The sequence below is a fragment of the Sphingobium sp. Cam5-1 genome (assembly GCF_015693305.1).
Taxonomy (GTDB): Bacteria; Pseudomonadota; Alphaproteobacteria; order Sphingomonadales; family Sphingomonadaceae; genus Sphingobium.
Window position 1 is genome coordinate 2,759,263 of record NZ_CP065138.1, and the last position, 17,788, is coordinate 2,777,050.

Annotated in this window: 18 protein-coding genes; 8 read left to right on the forward strand and 10 right to left on the reverse strand. The window is 62.5% G+C overall.

The window, feature by feature from the left end:
* Positions 1-52: 52 nt before the first annotated feature.
* Positions 53-751: a pirin family protein gene (locus tag IZV00_RS13695; protein ID WP_196225130.1), complete on the reverse strand. Its 699-nt coding sequence runs from the start codon at positions 749-751 to the stop codon at positions 53-55.
* A gap of 111 nt (positions 752-862) precedes the next feature.
* Here IZV00_RS13695 and IZV00_RS13700 point away from each other — a divergent pair, with 111 nt between their 5' ends.
* Complete coding sequence (locus IZV00_RS13700) at positions 863-1,792, forward strand: LysR family transcriptional regulator (protein WP_196225131.1); 930 nt, start codon at positions 863-865, stop codon at positions 1,790-1,792.
* Entirely contained in the window at positions 1,785-2,396 is a 612-nt protein-coding gene (locus tag IZV00_RS13705) for a TMEM175 family protein (RefSeq protein ID WP_230463228.1), read from the forward strand. Before IZV00_RS13700 ends, IZV00_RS13705 begins: the two co-directional genes overlap by 8 nt.
* Here IZV00_RS13705 and IZV00_RS13710 read toward each other — a convergent pair.
* The 7 genes from IZV00_RS13710 to IZV00_RS13740 all read right to left on the reverse strand — a co-directional run bounded on the left by IZV00_RS13710 (position 2,393) and on the right by IZV00_RS13740 (position 8,965).
* Positions 2,393-3,088 carry a YoaK family protein gene (locus tag IZV00_RS13710; protein WP_196225132.1) on the reverse strand — a complete coding sequence of 232 codons (696 nt, stop codon included), beginning with the start codon at positions 3,086-3,088 and terminating at the stop codon, positions 2,393-2,395. The two genes, IZV00_RS13705 and IZV00_RS13710, sit on opposite strands and share 4 nt — an antisense overlap.
* Before the next feature lie 102 nt (positions 3,089-3,190).
* Positions 3,191-4,552: an alginate export family protein gene (locus tag IZV00_RS13715; RefSeq protein WP_196225133.1), complete on the reverse strand. Its 1,362-nt coding sequence runs from the start codon at positions 4,550-4,552 to the stop codon at positions 3,191-3,193.
* Positions 4,545-5,036, reverse strand: a complete 492-nt coding sequence (locus IZV00_RS13720) for a DoxX family protein (RefSeq protein ID WP_230463229.1) — start codon at positions 5,034-5,036, stop codon at positions 4,545-4,547. Before IZV00_RS13720 ends, IZV00_RS13715 begins: the two co-directional genes overlap by 8 nt.
* Before the next feature lie 138 nt (positions 5,037-5,174).
* A complete protein-coding gene (locus IZV00_RS13725; RefSeq protein WP_196225134.1) occupies positions 5,175-7,103 on the reverse strand; it encodes an amidohydrolase in 1,929 nt (642 codons plus the stop codon).
* Positions 7,100-7,348 (reverse strand): XapX domain-containing protein, encoded by a 249-nt coding sequence (locus tag IZV00_RS13730; protein ID WP_196225135.1) that lies wholly within the window; start codon positions 7,346-7,348, stop codon positions 7,100-7,102. Before IZV00_RS13730 ends, IZV00_RS13725 begins: the two co-directional genes overlap by 4 nt.
* 23 nt (positions 7,349-7,371) lie before the next feature.
* Complete coding sequence (locus IZV00_RS13735) at positions 7,372-8,226, reverse strand: alpha/beta fold hydrolase (protein WP_196225136.1); 855 nt, start codon at positions 8,224-8,226, stop codon at positions 7,372-7,374.
* Positions 8,227-8,305: 79 nt separating this feature from the next.
* Positions 8,306-8,965 (reverse strand): isochorismatase family protein, encoded by a 660-nt coding sequence (locus tag IZV00_RS13740; protein WP_196225137.1) that lies wholly within the window; start codon positions 8,963-8,965, stop codon positions 8,306-8,308.
* Positions 8,966-9,674: 709 nt separating this feature from the next.
* Here IZV00_RS13740 and IZV00_RS13745 point away from each other — a divergent pair.
* Genes IZV00_RS13745 through IZV00_RS13755 form a run of 3 tightly spaced genes read left to right on the forward strand, consistent with a single transcriptional unit; the run spans position 9,675 to position 11,842 of the window.
* Positions 9,675-10,442 (forward strand): histidine phosphatase family protein, encoded by a 768-nt coding sequence (locus tag IZV00_RS13745; RefSeq protein WP_196225138.1) that lies wholly within the window; start codon positions 9,675-9,677, stop codon positions 10,440-10,442.
* Positions 10,439-11,329, forward strand: a complete 891-nt coding sequence (locus IZV00_RS13750; RefSeq protein ID WP_196225139.1) for an NAD(P)H-hydrate dehydratase — start codon at positions 10,439-10,441, stop codon at positions 11,327-11,329. The genes IZV00_RS13745 and IZV00_RS13750 overlap by 4 nt, the downstream gene beginning before the upstream one ends.
* A 45-nt stretch (positions 11,330-11,374) precedes the next feature.
* On the forward strand, positions 11,375-11,842 hold the full coding sequence (locus tag IZV00_RS13755) for an MgtC/SapB family protein (RefSeq protein ID WP_230463230.1): 468 nt from the start codon (positions 11,375-11,377) through the stop codon (positions 11,840-11,842).
* 9 nt (positions 11,843-11,851) lie between these two features.
* Here the strand turns inward: IZV00_RS13755 and rlmN are convergent, their stop codons facing one another.
* Positions 11,852-13,111: a 23S rRNA (adenine(2503)-C(2))-methyltransferase RlmN gene (rlmN, locus tag IZV00_RS13760; RefSeq protein WP_196225141.1), complete on the reverse strand. Its 1,260-nt coding sequence runs from the start codon at positions 13,109-13,111 to the stop codon at positions 11,852-11,854.
* A gap of 47 nt (positions 13,112-13,158) precedes the next feature.
* Positions 13,159-13,629, reverse strand: a complete 471-nt coding sequence (locus tag IZV00_RS13765) for a hypothetical protein (RefSeq protein ID WP_196225142.1) — start codon at positions 13,627-13,629, stop codon at positions 13,159-13,161.
* Between IZV00_RS13765 and IZV00_RS13770 the strand changes: the two genes are divergently transcribed.
* From IZV00_RS13770 to IZV00_RS13780, 3 genes are all read left to right on the forward strand, one after another.
* Complete coding sequence (locus IZV00_RS13770) at positions 13,628-13,801, forward strand: hypothetical protein (RefSeq protein ID WP_196225143.1); 174 nt, start codon at positions 13,628-13,630, stop codon at positions 13,799-13,801. The two genes, IZV00_RS13765 and IZV00_RS13770, sit on opposite strands and share 2 nt — an antisense overlap.
* The gene (gene dnaN / locus IZV00_RS13775) at positions 13,798-14,910 is read left to right on the forward strand and encodes a DNA polymerase III subunit beta (protein ID WP_196225144.1); all 1,113 of its coding nucleotides are present in this window, start codon (positions 13,798-13,800) and stop codon (positions 14,908-14,910) included. Before IZV00_RS13770 ends, dnaN begins: the two co-directional genes overlap by 4 nt.
* Positions 14,911-15,091: 181 nt before the next feature.
* A complete protein-coding gene (locus IZV00_RS13780; RefSeq protein ID WP_196226675.1) occupies positions 15,092-17,701 on the forward strand; it encodes an EAL domain-containing protein in 2,610 nt (869 codons plus the stop codon).
* Positions 17,702-17,788: the final 87 nt, after the last annotated feature.

Below are 17,788 nucleotides of genomic sequence, written 5' to 3' on the forward strand. Positions count from 1 at the left end.
CGCGTGGGACGTCGGCCATGCCGGGGCACCCCTTTGCCCCCCGGCCAGGTAATCAGGCAGCATCGACCATGACGATCTCGCTATCCTCGACCGCGAGGACGCGGATCACATCGACGTCCTGGATCGCGGCGCCGTCGCGAGCATTAACTCGCACGTCGTCGATTGTGATCGCGCCGGTAGCGGGAACGAGATAGGCCTTCCGGTCCTTGCCGATGGGATATTCGGCGCTTTCGCCAGCCTTCAGTGTCGCGGCGACGATGCGGGCATCGGTTCGGATTGGCAGCGCGTCATTGTCATTCTCGTACCCGGAAGCCAGCGTGATGAAATGGCCGGCGCGATCAGCCTTCGGGAAGGGACGAGCGCCCCAGCTCGGTGCATCGCCGTTGCGGGTAGGTACGAGCCAGATCTGGAAGATTTTCGTCGTGACATCCTCCAGATTATATTCGGAATGGCGGACGCCCGATCCGGCGCTCATGACCTGAACGTCACCAGCTTCCGTCCGGCCTTTGTTGCCGAGGCTGTCCTCATGCGTGATGGCGCCTTCGCGGACATAGGTGATGATCTCCATGTCGCGGTGCGGATGGGGTGGGAAGCCGGTGTGCGGTGCGATCGTGTCGTCGTTCCAGACGCGCACATTGCCCCAGTTCATGCGGGCCGGATCGTGATACCCGCCGAACGAGAAGTGATGCTTGGCGTCCAGCCAGCCATGGTTGGCGCCGCCGAGCGCTGCGAAGGGGCGAATCTCGATCATGTGATGTCTCCTTGGGGACAGCATCAGGCTGTCGTTGGAGACCTTTTACAGCTTGCGATAACTTCTATGCAGATAGATAAAACCGGCCGATTTATTCGAGAAAGTGGAACGATGAATACGCCCGGCACCCCGACGTTCGACCAGCTCCGCATCTTCCTCACCATCGTCGACGTAGGCAGTTTCGCCGCCGCTGCGCGCAAGCTCAATCGTGCGGTTTCGGTGATCAGCTATGGCATCGCCAATCTGGAGGCGCAGCTCGGGCTGACGCTGTTCGACCGGGAGAGTACGCGCAAACCCCAGCTCACGGTCGAAGGGCGCGCATTGCTCGCGGAGGTGCGCAGCATATCGCACGGTTTCGACGGGCTGCGCGCGAAGGTAAAGGGCCTGCTCGACGGGCTGGAAGCGGAGGTGGACCTGGCTGTCGATGTCATGGTGCCGTCCGAACGGCTGGGCAAGATCCTGCGCGGCTTCGCGGCGGAGTTCCCCACCGTCCAGCTTCGCCTGCATGTCGAGGCTCTTGGGGCGATCACGGCCATGGTGCTCGACCGCACGGCCGCGATCGGAATTTCAGGACCGCTGGCGGCCGGCGTGGAAGGGGTCGAGTGCATCGCCGCAGGTTCGGTGCCGATGGTGCCCGTGGCGGCGCCCGATCATCCGCTCGGCCGCATGGAGCGCATTCCGCCCGGTGCCGGGCGCGAGCATACCCAGCTGGTGCTGACGGACCGCTCTCGCTTCACCGAGGGGCAGGATTATTCAGTGATGAGTCCCAAGACCTGGCGCCTGGCGGATCTGGGCGCGAAGCATGCCCTGCTGCGGGAAGGGATCGGGTGGGGCAATATGCCGCTGCCGATGATCGAGCCTGACCTGGTCGATGGCACTCTGGTGCGGCTAGTCATGCCGGATCACCTTGGCGGAACCTATCGGTTCGCCGGCGTCTGGCGCCGCGATTCGCCGCCCGGACCCGCCGCCTCATGGCTGCTCGACCAGTTCGTCGCGCTTGGCTCGGACGACAAGGAGCTGGAGGGCATGGGCGATGTCTGATCCTGCCAAAGATCGACCGGGCCGGGGCATGCGGTCGGGGCGGCTGGAGGCCTTCACCGATGGGGTTGTCGCGATCATCATCACGATCATGGTGCTCGAATTGAAGGTGCCGGAGGAAGGGACGTTCGAAGCGCTGTCGGACAGCCTGCCGATCCTGCTCGCCTATGTCCTGTCCTTCATCAATGTCGGACTGTACTGGAACAATCACCACCATCTGATGCAGGCGACCGGGCGGATCGACGGACGTGTGTTGTGGGCGAACCTGTTCTTGCTGTTCTGGCTGTCGCTCGTCCCCTTCGTCATCCGATGGCTGGATGCGAGCGGCTTCTCGCCGATGGCCACGGCGTCCTATGGCGTCGTGCTGGGCATGGCGGCGATCGGCTATGAACTGACGGAGCGGTTCATCATCGCCTGCAACGGCCGTCAGTCGGCCGTGGCCAAGGCGATTGGTCGTGACTGGAAGGGCAAGATCAGCCTTGCCATCTATGCCGTCGCCGTACCGGCTGCCTTCTTCGCGCGGCCGGTGGCGATCATTCTGTACATCGTCGTTTTGCTGTTCTGGCTCGCGCCCGATCGCAGGATCGAGCGCGCGCTGAAAGACTAAAGCGGCTTGGATGCGACGGGGTGAAGGGTGCAGGCCAGGGTGCCTGCGAAGATCAGCCCGCCGGCCAGGATGAGGGGCACGACCAGCCCGCCATGGGTGACGAGATATGCGCCGATGGCTGCACCAAGGAAAATGGCGGCAACGCTGCCGATGCGCCGCGCCCAATTGGGGTTTGCGCCGCCGGCGAGGCTGGAATCGGCGGCAAGTCCGGCGATGGTGAGCGTCAGGACGGTCGTAGTGAGGTCGGTCACCTTGAGCTGTCGGATGGTCGCGTTGCGAAAGCCCATGGCGAGGCCTGTAAGCGCAATAATCATATAGACGCTGAAACCCGGCGTCTGCGTCGCGATGTCGAACCCCACGGCCACGCCAGCCGCGATCCAGAGGAGGACTGCCTCGACCGACGCGGCGATGATCAGCCAGCGCCCAAGAGGTGAGCCTGCATGCCGCTTGCCAACCTGTCCGGCAATCAACGCGCCGACCATGAACGATGCGATGGCGACGATATAGGGTGCGATCTTGAAGCCCGGCGCGCCGCTGGCGGCGAAGCCGAGAAAGACGACATTACCGGTCATGTTCGCCGTGAAGACTTTTCCGAGACCGAGCACCGAGGTGGCGTCAACAAGGCCTGTCGTCACGGAGAGGAGCAGTAGGAGCCAGGCAAGCGGCGATGCGGCGGGTTTGTCGGTGGTCATGACGGTCTCCGTGGGTGCGATGGCCATTTCTTTAATCGCCACCATTCCATCGATGCAGCCGAATAATATCGATAGTTTCATTCGATTAACCGGAACACTGTGTCAGAAGCGAAAGTTGCTTTCCACTCCCAGCATGGCGACCGTCTTTGCTGGACCAGTCTCATGAATGAAGGCGCCCGGGGCGAAAGCGGACAACGATGCAGACAATTCCCACTCAGGCGTCGCTTGCCAGTCGATGGTCGCTTCGGCTTCCTTGCCGATGAAGCGCGCATGGCTGTCGCCCGCTCCGCGTATCAGGGTGCCGGGTATGTTGTAGACACCGTCTGCGATGCTGTAGCGCCAATAGGCCATGGCTGCGAGACCGAAGGAGACGCCATCGCCGAGTGAACCGCTGACGCGGGGATTGACGCTGATGATGTTGGTCGGACCGACCGGCGAGAGTTCGCCGAAATATTTGCCCTTGGGGAAAAGGGCGTTGAAAGTGCCGATCTTGCCGTCACCCGCTTTACCGTCACCGCTGACGATGTTGACGCGCAGCGTCGCGTCCGGAGCAAGGGGGAGAGCGGGAAAGCTTCGGCCGACTTCCGTGCCGAGTGTCCAGGCGGCGATCCTCTGCCCCTCGAAATGACCGAATTGCGCCACACCCTCGACATTCCAGTGCCAGTCGCCACGGACGCCGTGCGATCGCAGCCCAAGGCTGTGTCGAACCTCGCGCCCCTTCACTTCATCGAAACGGGCGAGCCGGTTGCGATAGCCGAGATAATAGATGTCCAGTTCCGGCAGCGCAACATAGGCGCCCCACAGCGCCTTGTCGCCCGACCTTGCGTCATCGAAGCTGTCTGGCCCGGGCTGAACGGGCCGTGCCGCGATCAGGCTGAGCTTGGGTGTTCCAATCGCAACATCGACCCTCGCGCCATCGAAGGCCAGCGGGACATTGGGACCGTAGCGCGTGCCGATCAGCCGCTCCGTGCCGAGCGAGAGCATCTGGCGGCCGAAGCGCACGGTGACAGGGCCGAGATCGACCTCGCCAAATCCCTGAAGCAGATCGGCCCGCGTCTGGTCGATGGGACTGGCGGAGGGTGAGACGCCGACCGCATAGGCCAGGATCGGCTGTACGAACGCCCGTGCCTTGCCAACGTGGAGATCGGCATAGGGGAGCGCGCGCAGCCACAGATAGCTGTCACCGGGTGCGTCCGCTCCGCCCCACAGATTGTTTCGATAACTCTCGCTCCGCGCGCGCAGTTCGATGCCGGTCGACAGCCAGTTGTCGTCGCCGAGCGGGATGTACTTGAGTGGACCGGTCCAGTGCTCTGCGCGTTTCTTCGCATCGGCAAGGTCGGACCAGTCCTCGTCATAGCGCGTGATGCTGAGCGTGGGTGCCTCCCACGCTTCCTTGTGCTGGGCGCTGGCCGGTGCCGCGAGACCCCCGGCCAGCAACCCGGCCGCGATGAGGATCCTAAGCATGGGGCCGCCACCCCCGGGCGACGAGTGCAACGAGCACGAAGCCGCCGATCAGGCCGATATGTTCGAAAAAGGCATTGGTCGCCATGAAGCGCTCCTGCCCCGTCGGCATCGCCCAGAAGGCGTTCGCGGTAAACGCGGCGAGCAGGGTGAACACCCCCAGCATGCCCGCGCCCAGCCAGACCAGTCGGCCGCTGAGGATCAGCATCGGTCCGACAAGTTCTATGCCGATGGTGAGTGCCGCCCAGAAGGCGCGCGGCGTCATGCCAAAATGCGCCTGCTCCGCGACGGCTGAGGGCCAGTCGGTGAGCTTGACGATGCCGCCCAGCAGGTAAGCACCTACCAGTGCGAGGCGGGCCAGGAACCATGTGGGACGCCAGTCGAGGATCACGGTGACGAAGCGGGGTGCGTTGGTGGTTCGAGCGGGCGCAGCGATGGGATTGGTGGCGACCGGAGCGGTCGCCCTCCTTTGAACGGTGCGGTTCATTTCTATTTCTCCGGTAGCTTGGTGAGCCCTATCTACTCAGCCAAGCACATCCGAACGATCCGAATAAAATAGGAGGTGTTGTTCGATATTATGGAATGTGGAAACAGCGGTCCTCGTGGGAAAGGAGCGCTGCCCCTATCAGACGGCCCAGCAGCCACATCCCATGACGCCCCAGAAGCTCTGGACGTCGGCGGTCGGCATACTGCCGCCGAGCGCTGCGGCATGATCGTGGCCATGAACGTTACAGGCGGAGGCGCATCCGCAGGCCGAAGCCAGCTTCTTTGCCGCTTCATCTCGCCGCCAGTGGCCGCCGAAGGTCGCGACCGGGGACCAGTCTGGCATCGCTTTTGGCGCTTCGGGGGCGAGCGGGCCGAAACTGCCTTCACCGTAGACGATCTTCCCGCCCAGCACGGTCAGGACCGAGTGCAGATGCGCAATCTCGCTCTCCGGCACGCTGAAATAATCGTCCGAAAGCAGCGCTAGATCGGCCAGTTGTCCAACCTTGATCTGTCCCTTTTTGCCGACCTCGTTGGAGAACCAGCTGTTCTTCTCGGTCCACAGCCGGAGCGCAGTCTCACGATCGAGCCGGTTACGGGTGGGATAAAGCGTCAGCCCGCCCACCGTCTTTGACGTCACGAGCCAGCTGAGCGACACCCAGGGATTGTAGCTGGCGACGCGGGTGGCATCGGTGCCCGCGCCCACAGGTACGCCTGCATCCATCATACGTTTGATCGGCGGCGTTGTCTCCGCGGCCTTTGCGCCATAACGCTCGACGAAATATTCGCCCTGAAAGGCCATGCGATGCTGAACCGCGATCCCGCCGCCCAGTGCGGCGATCCGGTCGATATTGCGTTCGCTGATCGTTTCGGCATGGTCGAAGAACCAGTTGAGCCCCTTGAGCGGGATATCGCGGTTCACCTTCTCGAAAACGTCCAGCGCGCGGGAGATGGTCTGATCATAAGTTGCATGGAGACGCCAGGGCCAGCGGCGCTCGGCGAGCAAGCGGATGACGGGTTCGAGATCGCCTTCCATCTCCGGCGGCATATCGGGGCGGGCGACACGAAAATCTTCGAAGTCCGCTGCCGAATAGACCAGCATCTCCCCGGCGCCATTGTGGCGATAGCTGTCGTCGCCATCGCCCGGCTTGATCTGCGTTGACCAGCTGGCGAAATCCTTCAGCTCTTCTTTCGGCTTCTGCGTAAACAGATTGTAGGCGATGCGCAGTGTCAGCTCGCCGTCCTTGTGCAGCTTGTCGATGACTTCATAGTCGTCGGGGTAATTCTGCGACCCGCCGCCTGCGTCGATCACACTGGTAACGCCCAGCGAATTCAGCTCCCGCATGAAATGTTTGGTGGAGTTGAGCTGATAATCCTGCGGCAGCTTCGGACCCTTTGCCAGCGTCGCATAGAGGATGGTCGCGTTGGGCTGGGCCAGCAGCAGGCCTGTGGGGTTGCCCGCCGCATCGCGAACGATCTCGCCTCCCGGCGGATTGGGCGTATCCTTTGTGTATCCGACGGCGCGCAGCGCAGCGGCGTTGAGGAGCGCACGGTCATAAAGGTGGAGGATGAAGACAGGCGTATCTGGCGCGGCGGCATTTATCTCCGCCAGTGTCGGCAGGCGCTTCTCGGTAAACTGATGCTCGGTGAAACCGCCGACCACGCGGACCCATTGCGGCGGCGGCGTGTTTTCGGCCTGCTTCTTCAGCATCGCCATGGCGTCGGCGAGCGTCGGCACGCCTTCCCAGCGCAGTTCCATATTATAGTTCAGGCCGCCGCGAATGACGTGAATATGGCTGTCGATGAGGCCCGGGATCAGGCGGCGGCCACCGGCGTCGATGACGCGGGCATCGGGCGCTGCGACTGCGCGCACTTCCTGCTCGGAGCCGACGGCGAGAAACTTGCCGTCGCGGATCGCCACCGCCTGCGCCTGCGGATTTTCGCGGTCGAGGGTGGTTATCTTTGCGTTGGTCAGGATCAGGTCGGTGTGGGTCATGGCGAAACTTTCGGAGGTGGCGAGAAGGGTGGTAGTGGCGGCAACGCTGCCAAGCAGCTGGCGGCGGTTCATCATCCGTCGCGCTTTTCGTTGGTCGGCAGCTTGCCAAGAACGTGGTTCATGCAATCCTGGCGCACAAAACGCGACAGTTCCGGCAGGCTGCTCAGGCGTTGCGCGACCGGGATGATCTGCTCACCGAGCAGGATCCCCGCCAGTCCGACCAGAGCGATCACCGGCGGTGCGGGAGAGCGAACGCCCATCAGGCTGTAAATGATACCGACGATGAGGCCGGCGCCGAGGGAAAGAATATAGGCTTTCATCTCCGTTTTCCCGCTCCTGGTTATCAAGCCTGAATGAAGGCCAGAATGTCGGCGTTCAAGACGTCGGCGTTGACCGTCAGCATGCCATGCGAGAAATTCTCATAAATCTTCAGCGCAGCGTCCGGCAGCAGTTCGGCCTGTAGCACGCCCGCATTCTTGTACGGCACGACCTGGTCGTCATCGCCGTGCAGCACCAGCGTTGGCACGGTGATTGCTTTGAGGTCGTCGGTCTGGTCGGTTTCGGAAAAGGCCTTTATGCCTTCATAATGGGCGAGCGCGCTGCCCATCATGCCCTGCCGCCACCAAGTGTCGATGACGGCGGGCTTCACTTCCGCGCCCTCACGGTTGAAGCCATAGAAAGGCCCGGCGGCGACATCCTGGAAGAATTGCGAGCGGTTGGCGGCGAGGCTGGCGCGCAGGCCGTCAAATACATCCATGGGAAGGCCGCCGGGATAGCGATCCGTCTTCAGCATGATCGGCGGCACCGCGCTCACCAGCACGGCCTTGGCGACACGCCCTTGCGGGATGCCGAAGCGAGCGACATAGGCCGCCACTTCGCCGCCGCCGGTGGAATGGCCGATGTGGATAGCGTTACGCAGATCCAGATGCTTGGCGACTGCGGCCGCATCGGCGGCATAATGATCCATGTCATGCCCGAAATCGACCTGAGCCGAGCGACCGTGTCCACGGCGATCATGGGCTACGACGCGATAGCCCTTCGACAGGAAGAACAGCATCTGCGCGTCCCAGTCGTCGGACGAAAGCGGCCAGCCGTGATGGAACATGATGGGCTGGGCGTCCTTGCTGCCCCAGTCCTTGTAGAAGATCTGTGTGCCGTCGGCGGTAGTGACGGAGCTGGAAATGGCGGGGCTGGTCATGGCGGGTTCCTCGAACTGAGAAGGGGAAGGGTCGGCGACCGGTGGGGGAAGGAGGCCCGGCCGCCGGATATGCTAGAGCTTAGTGCGCGCCTTCGGATGCATTGAACATGGTCTTGGCGTAGGTGATTCCCAGGCCATAGGCGCCGCCCCACTTCTTCGCGAAGCCGGTCGTCATGTCGTAGGTCTCGGTCCGGGCCCAGTCGCGCTGCAGTTCGAGAAGATACTGGAGCGAGGTCATCGGCTTGGCGCCCAGCTGGGTCATGCGCTCAACAGCGCGTTCATGGGCTTCTTCCGAAATGTCGCCGCAGGCATCGGTGATGACATAGACGTCGAAGCCTTGATCGATGGCCGAGGCGACTGGCCCGACGATGCAGACGCTCGTCCACAGGCCGGCGAAAACAAGGCGCTCCTTGCCGATGCGGTTCACCTCGTCGATAACGGCGGCATCTTCCCAGGTATTCATCGACGTGCGGTCGAGCAGGGGCTGGCCGGGGAAGGCGTCGGTGATCTCGCTGAACATCGGGCCGGAGAAGCTGTCGGCGGCGACGGTGGTCAGAATGGTCGATACCTTGAAACCGGCGGCGGCATTGGCGACCAACGCGGCATTGTTGCGTAGCAGTTCGGTGGAGATCGACTTGGTGGCGAAGGCCATCTGCGACTGGAAGTCGATCATGACCAGGGTATGATCGTTGGCCGCGATGAGGGATTTGCCGGGGGTCGGGGTGGCTTTAATGGTCATATCGGTCTCCAGTCTGAAATTCGGACACTCGGTTAGTTCCGGTGTGATTGGAGCCCTAGCGGGATATTTTTCTCCCGCGCAGTCAGATAAAATTTGGCCCTTCGTTCGATTAAATCGAACGATGATCCGGTGCAGTCATCTTCGGGACTGAGTTCTAATCGGTGACTCTGTAGGTTGCCGCGCTGGCGCTTAATTTGTCATGAGGTCGGCAGCGCGAGGTGAGTAAGCTCACAAAGGCTCGGGCCTCTTCCCGACCTAAACGGCTGGCTGCGGCGTTAGCGGACGTTCCAACTCGCAGCTGCTGAAAGGCGTGAGCTGGTCGATACCTGCCTGCTCGGATGCCAGTCGGACCAGCGCCGGGTCCGCCAACAAAGGCGACGTTCAGAGAGGATCCTCGCGCGCTGAAAACCGCCATCTGTTCATGTGGAAGCAGAGGACGGCTTACTATGCCTGGCCCGCCCGGTAGAGCAACGGCCGCTTGCATGGGAAACATTGTGGTCCATTTAGCTCGTCCGTAAGATCTTCAAAGGGCTCATTGACGACCCCCGTAACATGCGATGAAATAAAGAATATCTTCAAATCCCCTCTCCCGTAGGGGTCACCATTTTCCAAGCGCAGCCTTCATCATGAGCCGCGTTCCGCCGGGATCAAAGCGGCAGCGCGGTCGTTCTTCATGCCTTAGCAACCGGCATGGAAGGCAGCGGGACTCGTGGCGTCACTTCATTGGCCTAGCCAGCTCATCATCGTACGTCATGGCCAGAGCGCCGGAAATGTGGCGCGCGACGCCGCAACTGAAGCACAGTCCGATCGCATAGCCTTGTCCGTGCGGGATGCGGACGTTCCGTTAAGTGGATTGGGCCGTGAACAGGCGCAGGCACTAGGCCATTGGTTCGGCAGCGAGGCCGAAGATCAAAGGCCGGAGGTTCTGTTGTCGTCCCCCTATCTGCGCGCATTTCAGACTGCGCAGATTTTCCGCGAGGTTGGCGGAGCCGCCGCCGAGGAACCGATCTGCTTCGATGAACGGCTGCGGGAAAAGGAATTCGGCATTTTGGACGGGCTGACGACGACGGGCATCCGCAATCTGGAGACCGACCAGTATGAATTCCGCCAGATGCTCGGAAAATTCTATCACCGGCCGCCGGGCGGAGAGAGCTGGTGCGATGTCATCCTGCGGCTCCGGTCGGTGATGGACACCATATCGCTGCATTATGCCGGACGACGCGTGATGATCTTCACGCATCAGGTCGTGGTGCTGTGCCTTCGCTATATCATCGAAGGGTTGAATGAAGCGGAGATACTGGCGATCGACCGGGCTGGCGATGTGGCGAACTGCGCGATCAGCGATTATGTTTATGACCCTTCCCATGGGCGCAATGGCGGGCTGGTGCTGCGCCGTTACAATGTGACCGCGCCGATGGAGGAAGAGGAGACCCCCGTTACACGCGAACCCGATGCCATCGCCGGAGCACGGGGATGACGCCAAAGGCTCTCGATAGTGAATGGTTGCGCGCGCACCCCCTGCCGATCCCCGACCATGACACCGACAAGAATGGGCGGGGTCGTGTGTTGGTTGTTGGCGGCGCGGAATTCGTGCCGGGCGCGCTGCGGTTGACGGGCGAGGCGGCATTGCGCGCGGGTGCTGGAAAATTGCAGATGGCGACGGTGCGCTCTGCCGCCATGTCGCTGGGCGTGCTGGTTCCCGAAGCCGCGATGACGGCGCTGCCTGCGGAGGAGAATGGTGAGATCGCCGCCGGAGCGGCTGAGCGTCTGGCGCCGCAGCTCGCCCGCTGTGACGCGCTGGTTCTGGGGCCGGGGATGAGCGTGAGTTCCCAGACGGGTGAACTGGTCGCTGCCATATTGGCCGTCACCGATCCGCCGGTCACCATCGTCCTCGACGCGGCGGCGCTGACCTCTGCGCGCGAGTTGCGATCGACCGTCGCCGGGCATGAGGGGCATATCATCCTGACGCCTCATCATGGCGAGATGGCTATCCTGACCGGGCAAAACGTCGAGGCCGTGTCGGCGGCTCCCGCGAAGATCGCGCTACAAGTGGCGGCGGAATTTCAGGCGGTGGTCATCCTGAAGGGCGACCGCAGCGTAGTCGCGGCTCCGGATGGCGCCTGCCTGTTGCATGAGGGCGGTTGCGTCGGCCTGGCTACCGGCGGTTCGGGCGATGTGCTGGCCGGGATCGTCGGCGGTTTGGCGGCGCGCGGTGCGGACCCGTTGCGGGCGGCCGCCTGGGGCAGCTGGCTGCACGGCCGGGCAGGGCGCGAACTCGCCCGCACCATGGGGCCTGTCGGATTTCTGGCGCGCGAATTGCTGCCGCTGATTCCCGGCCTACTGGAAGAGCCTGGCAACAGCTAACTGCATCGTTGCGCATCCGAATTCATCTTCATGCGTTTCGGATGGATGAGCGACAATTTTTCAGTGCTGCCGCATCTGGTCCCTATCGTCATCGCCTATTGCCTGGCTTTGCCTATCGGCTGGAACCGGGAGCGGGCGGAACGCAGCGCTGGTTTGCGCACCTTTCCGCTGGTCGCTGTCGCCAGCTGTGGCTTTGTGCAGACGGTGGAAGGGATGATGGCGCAGGACCCGGCGGCGCTTGCCCGTGTGCTGGAAGGCGTGATCGCGGGCATCGGATTTCTGGGTGGCGGCGCGATCCTGCAGCAGAGACATGCCGTCAAGGGCACCGCGACCGCCGCGAGCCTGTGGATCACGGGGGCGATTGGCGTTGCAGCGGGGCTTGGCACCTATGATGTAGCGGTGGTTCTCACCGGCTTCACGCTGCTGACTTTCTGGGTCATGGCGCCGCTCAAGCCCGAGGAGAATGAACGGGACGTGGAAGAAAAGATCAGCGAGCCCGGCGCGCCGCGTTGAGAGGGTGGGTTACCCCAGCGCAGCCTGCTTTTCCGCCGCCAGCCGGTCCAGTTCCGCCCGGCTCTTCTTCTCGCTCGCGGACTTGAGCTGCCCGCAGGCGGCCATGATGTCCCGTCCGCGCGGCGTTCGCACCGGGGCGGAGATGCCGCCTTCGAACACGATCTCCGAAAAGCGCTTGATCCGTTCGGGCGTCGAACATTCATAGTCGGTGCCCGGCCAGGGGTTGAAGGGGATCAGGTTGACCTTGGCAGGCAGCTTGTAGTGACGCAGCAGGCGAACCAGTTCGCGCGCGTCCTCGTCGCTGTCATTCTTGTCCTTGATCATCACATATTCGAACGTGATGCGGCGCGCATTATTCGCGTTTGGATAGTCGGCGCAGGCTTGCAGCAGCTGTTCTATCCCGAATTTCTTGTTAAGCGGCACCAGTTCGTCACGCACATCCTTGGTCACGCCATGGAGCGACACGGCGAGGTTGACGCCAATCTCTTCCCCGGCGCGAGCCATCATCGGCACCACGCCGGAGGTGGAGAGGGTGATACGCCGCTTTGACAGAGCGAGGCCGTCGCCGTCCATGACGACCTTCAGCGCGTCGCGCACATTATCGAAATTATAAAGCGGCTCGCCCATGCCCATCATCACGATGTTGGTCAGCATGCGGCCGTCGGGGCTATATTGAGAGCTATCGTCCGCTTCGTCATCATTGGCGGACGCCATGCTGCCCTTGGGCCATTCGCCCAGCGCATCGCGGGCCAGCATGACCTGCCCGACAATTTCGCCCGGCGTCAGGTTGCGCACGAGGCGCATCGTGCCCGTGTGGCAGAAACGGCAGTTGAGCGTGCAGCCCACCTGGCTCGATACGCAGAGCGTTCCGCGATCGGCGTCCGGGATGAACACCATCTCATAGTCCTGCCCATCGTCCGACCGGAGCAGCCATTTGCGGGTGCCATCGTTCGACACCTGCGCTTCGACGACCTCGGGACGCCCCACGATGAAGCGCTCCGCCATCCAGCCGCGCATCGGCTTGGCAAGGTCGGTCATGGCGCCGAAATCGGTTTCACCGCGATGATAGAGCCAGTGGAACAGCTGCTTCGACCGCAGCTTGGCCTGCTTGGCGTCGAGGCCTGCTTCCTCCAGCGCGCTTTTGATCTGCGGGCGCGACAGACCCATCAGGTCGGTGCGCCCATCTTCGCGAGGGGTGACAGCGCGCGGCACGGGCACAGGGTCAATAGCGCCGGGAATCGGCATCAAGGGGCTGGCGGATGAAAGCATGGCAGCGCCCATAGCGGATTTTTGCGGATTTATAAAGGGAGCCTCTGTCAGCGCAGCCGCGCGCAGCCCAAAGCCGCCGCGTCGATCGCTGTCGCCGCGCCGCGCAACGTGTAGGTGTCCGCGAAACCGCGCCCGTTTGCGCCCTGCGTCTGCACGCTCATGCTGCCTGCTGATCGCATGGCCGCAATGATGGCCGCGTCCGCGCGCGGGTCGGGCGCCCACGCATCAGCCTGCCCCGCGACCAGCGTGAAGCGTCTCTCCCCAACATTCAGGATAACGGGAGAACCATCCGCCCGCACCCGGCTCAATCGGAAATGCACCTGTCCGCGCACGCGCTGGCGAGGCCAATTCCCCACCGCGGCGAAACCATTGCCAGCGCGGCTCACGGGTTTGGAGATGGCATAGCAGCGCGGTGCCGCCGGGTCACGGAACGCCCCCCAAGCCTCGAACATCCCCAGAGAATCACGTGCGAATGCTGGCGTTGCGATCAGCAGGAGCAGGAACCAGGCGCGCTTCATGACGCTGGCAAAGCCCATCATGTCCTCTTTTGCAACCCTTGCCGTCACGAAACGATCAGCAGGTGCTTGCCGCCGCCGCAACAGTGGTTATGAAGGATCATCCATCATTGTCGCCCGGATTCGACCGCATCCGGGCTTTGCGCAGAAAAGAAACGGACAAACAGGGACATGAAGGCCACCATCGAACGCGCCACGCTCCTCAAGAGCCTCAGCCACGTCCAGTCGGTGGTCGAGCGGCGCAATACGATTCCGATCCTGTCCAACGTGCTGATCGAAGCGTCTGCCGATGGCGCGATCAAGCTGATGGCGACCGACCTCGACCTCCAGATTGTCGAAAGCGTGTCCGCGCATGTGGAACAGCCCGGCGCGACGACCATTTCGGCCCACACGCTGTTCGACATCGCCCGCAAGCTGCCCGAAGGGTCGCAGGTGTCGCTGCAAGCGGCGGAAGGCAAGATGCTGATCCAAGCGGGCCGCGCTCGCTTCAATCTGTCGACCCTGCCGCGCGATGACTTCCCGGTGATCGCGGAAGGCGACCTGCCGACCAGCTTCGAACTGCCCGCAGAGACGCTGAAGCAGATCATCGACAAGACGCGCTTCGCCATCTCGACCGAAGAGACGCGCTATTATCTGAACGGCATTTATTTCCATGTGTCGGATGATGGCCAGCCGGTTCTGAAAGCAGCGGCCACCGATGGCCACCGCCTCGCTCGCGTCACCGTGCCGCGTCCCGATGGCGCCGATGGCATGCCGGGCATCATCATACCCCGCAAGTGCATCGGTGAACTGCGCAAGCTGCTCGACGAGGTCGAAGGTTCGGTGCAGATCACCCTCTCGGCGAGCAAGATCCGCTTTGGGCTTGGCAGCGCGATCCTGACAAGCAAGCTGATCGACGGCACTTTCCCCGATTACAGCCGCGTGATCCCCACCGCGAACGACAAGCTGCTCAAGATCGACCCGCGCAGCTTCGAGGAAGGCGTGGACCGCGTCGCTACGATCGCGACGGAAAAGACCCGCGCGGTCAAGATGACGCTCGATCGCGACAAGATCACCTTGTCAGTGACCAGCCCCGAAAACGGCACGGCGGCCGAAGAAGTGCCGGGTGCGTTTCAGGGCGAGGGTTTCGATATTGGCTTCAACGCCCGTTATCTGCTCGACATTCTGGGCCAGATCGACAGCGAGACGGTCGAACTACACCTCGCCGACGCGGCAGCGCCGACGCTCATTCGGGAAAATGATCGCAGCCCTGCGCTCTATGTCCTGATGCCGATGCGCGTTTAGTCGGGAACGGGGTAAGCGGTCGTGCGGGACCGCTTGCCTCATCCTGCTCCGTTGGTTTTGGACTCTGTTGAGCGGACGCTGAGGCACTATTCGCGTCGCGAGAGGGGCGTTCCCTCTCCCGTCATACCTTGCCAGCCGGTCGGGTAAGTTTCTTTCAACATCTGTGCGTTACGCACGGCATATGGCCCCGTCGCGCACCAAGCTAAGCGATACATCATATCGACCTGCCGATCTGGCGGTCGCGCTGGGTCTGGCCGAGGGTGGGATGCAGGCGTCAGCCTTCTGGATATCCGGAGCGTTCGCCCATATCGCCCGCCTCTGGCCGCTGGTGCTGCTGGGCAAGCTGTGCACCATCACGCTGCTCCATGTGCCGCTGTTCACCTTTGGCAATATTCTCCACTTCATCACATTCCTGGCGATGTTGCTGATAGATGGCATGCTGATCGCCGCTCCACGTGCCGAACGATTCCAGAGTCTACGGCCGCATGTGCAGAAATGGTTGATGTTGCCGATGGCGCTGCTGTCGAGCATGAGTTTCAGCATGCTGCTGGGTCCGGCGCAATTTGCGGGGCCATTGTCGATATCTCTAGCGGCGGAAGTCGCGATGGCGTTGATCGCCGTATCGATATTTGGCGACCGGCGGTTGCTGGGCGTCAGTTATTTTCTGGGCACATTGATCGTTTCGGCGTTTCAGGAAGCGGGCTTTGCGCAACTGGGTTTGTTGGTGAGTTGCATCGCGGTCATGATGATTGCCGCAGTGCGCCAGGCAAGGTCTGATTTCGAACGGGCAATCGCCCAACATCAACAGGACCTTCGCGCCCAACGATCCGACCGCCTGTTGCAGGAATATGAGCAGTCGGGGCAGGGCTGGTTCTGGGAAACCGACCGCCAGGGCTGCCTTACCTATCTTTCCGAAACGCTCACCCGGACACTGGATATTGCGGAGGATGAACTTGTCGGCCAGTTGATCACCGACATTGTTTCCCCAGGCGATCATCAAAATGGCGGGGGCGAGCGCACGCTCGGCTTCCATTTATCGACGCGCACGGGCTTTTCGGACATTCATGTTCGAGCTGCGGCGACCCGCGACGAGCGCTGGTGGTCGATATCCGGCCAGCCGGTGTTCAACGAATTCGGCCAATTTCACGGCTTTCGCGGGAGTGGCACCGATCTTACCGAAATGCGCCGGAGCCAGGCGGAGGTAAAGCGCCTCGCCCAGTTCGATTCGCTTACCGGGCTTGCCAATCGCGTGCAGATGCTGCGGTCGCTGGAAGATGCCGTGGCCGGTGCGCCTGGAAAGTCGGGCGATTGCGCGCTGCTGATGCTGGACCTGGATCGCTTCAAGACCGTCAACGATACGCTCGGCCACCCCGCCGGGGACGCGCTGCTGCGGCAGGTGAGCCAGCGTCTTCAACGTGTCGCGGGCGATCGCGGCCTTGTGGGGCGGCAGGGCGGTGACGAATTCAAGGTTCTGCTGCCCGGCAGGCATGATCGTGCGCTGCTGTCCCAACTCTCGACGATGATCATCAATACGCTGTCGCAACCCTATATGATTGAGGGGAAGGCGGTCGTCATCGGCGTGTCCATCGGGATTTCCTGTTGCCCGCATGACGGAGACACGGCCGATGCGCTGATCCGCAACGCCGATCTGGCGCTCTATGCTGCAAAGGGCGACGGGCGCGGCGTTCATCGCTTCTATTCGTCCGAAATGCACGCCGATGCAGAGGGGCGTCGGCAGTTGGAGGAGGATCTTCGCCACGCGCTGGCTTCGGACGGGCTGCACCTTGTCTATCAGCCGGTCGTGTCTTCAAGGACGGAGCGGGTCACTGGCTATGAAGCACTGCTTCGCTGGACCCATCCCGTACGTGGCGAGATTTCGCCATCCATTTTCGTGCCCATCGCCGAGGAGACAGGGCTTATCGGCTCGATGGGTGACTGGGTTCTTCGCACCGCCTGCCGCGACGCTTCGGAGTGGGACGAAGATATTCGCGTCGCCGTCAATGTCTCGCCGATCCAGTTCGCCAATCCCGGATTGCCCGCCACGGTTATGAGTGCGCTCGCTGCTTCCCAACTCGCGCCCCAGCGGTTGGAGTTGGAGATCACCGAAAGCGTGTTCCTGAATGACAATGACGGAACGGATTCGATGTTCGCCCGGCTTAAAGGGATTGGCGTTCGTCTGGCGCTCGACGATTTCGGCACAGGCTACTCCTCGCTTGGCTATTTGAAAAAAGCGCCCTTCGACAAGATCAAGATCGACCAGAGCTTTGTGCGCGGCGCGGTGATGACGGGCAGCCGCAACAGCGCGATCATCAAGGCGATCGTCAGCCTGGCCGAGGCGCTTGGCATGGACACCACGGCGGAAGGCGCGGAGACGCAGGACGAACTGGCGCTGATCCGCGATCTGGGATGCAGCCATATACAGGGTTATGTCTATGGCCGCCCGCTTGTTGCCAGCGATGTGCTGGCCCGGCATCGCGCACATGGCACGGTGGCGCTGGTGGAGGGTTTCCAGTCCAGCCGCCCGGAGCGCAAGACGATGCTGCGGACGATCGCGGTGCAGGCCGATGGTCACGCCTATACCGGGCGCATCCGCAACATCTCCTCGACTGGCGCAATGATCGAGGGGCTGTGGCATGTGCCCCAAGGCACCCAGTTGTCGATCGAGTTCAGTGACAGCCAGAATGTGAGCGCTGTGGTTCGCTGGTCGCGCGAGGATCGGATGGGCGTTGAATTTACCAGCGCCATCGATATCGCCGCTGCCTGCGCCTTGCCTCGCTCATTGGCATCCTGACCTGACTGATCCGGTTCGGGCGGCGACGCCCGCAAGCACATAAAAAAGGAGCTGTCGGGTGACAGCTCCTTTTGTTGTACGTGGCGG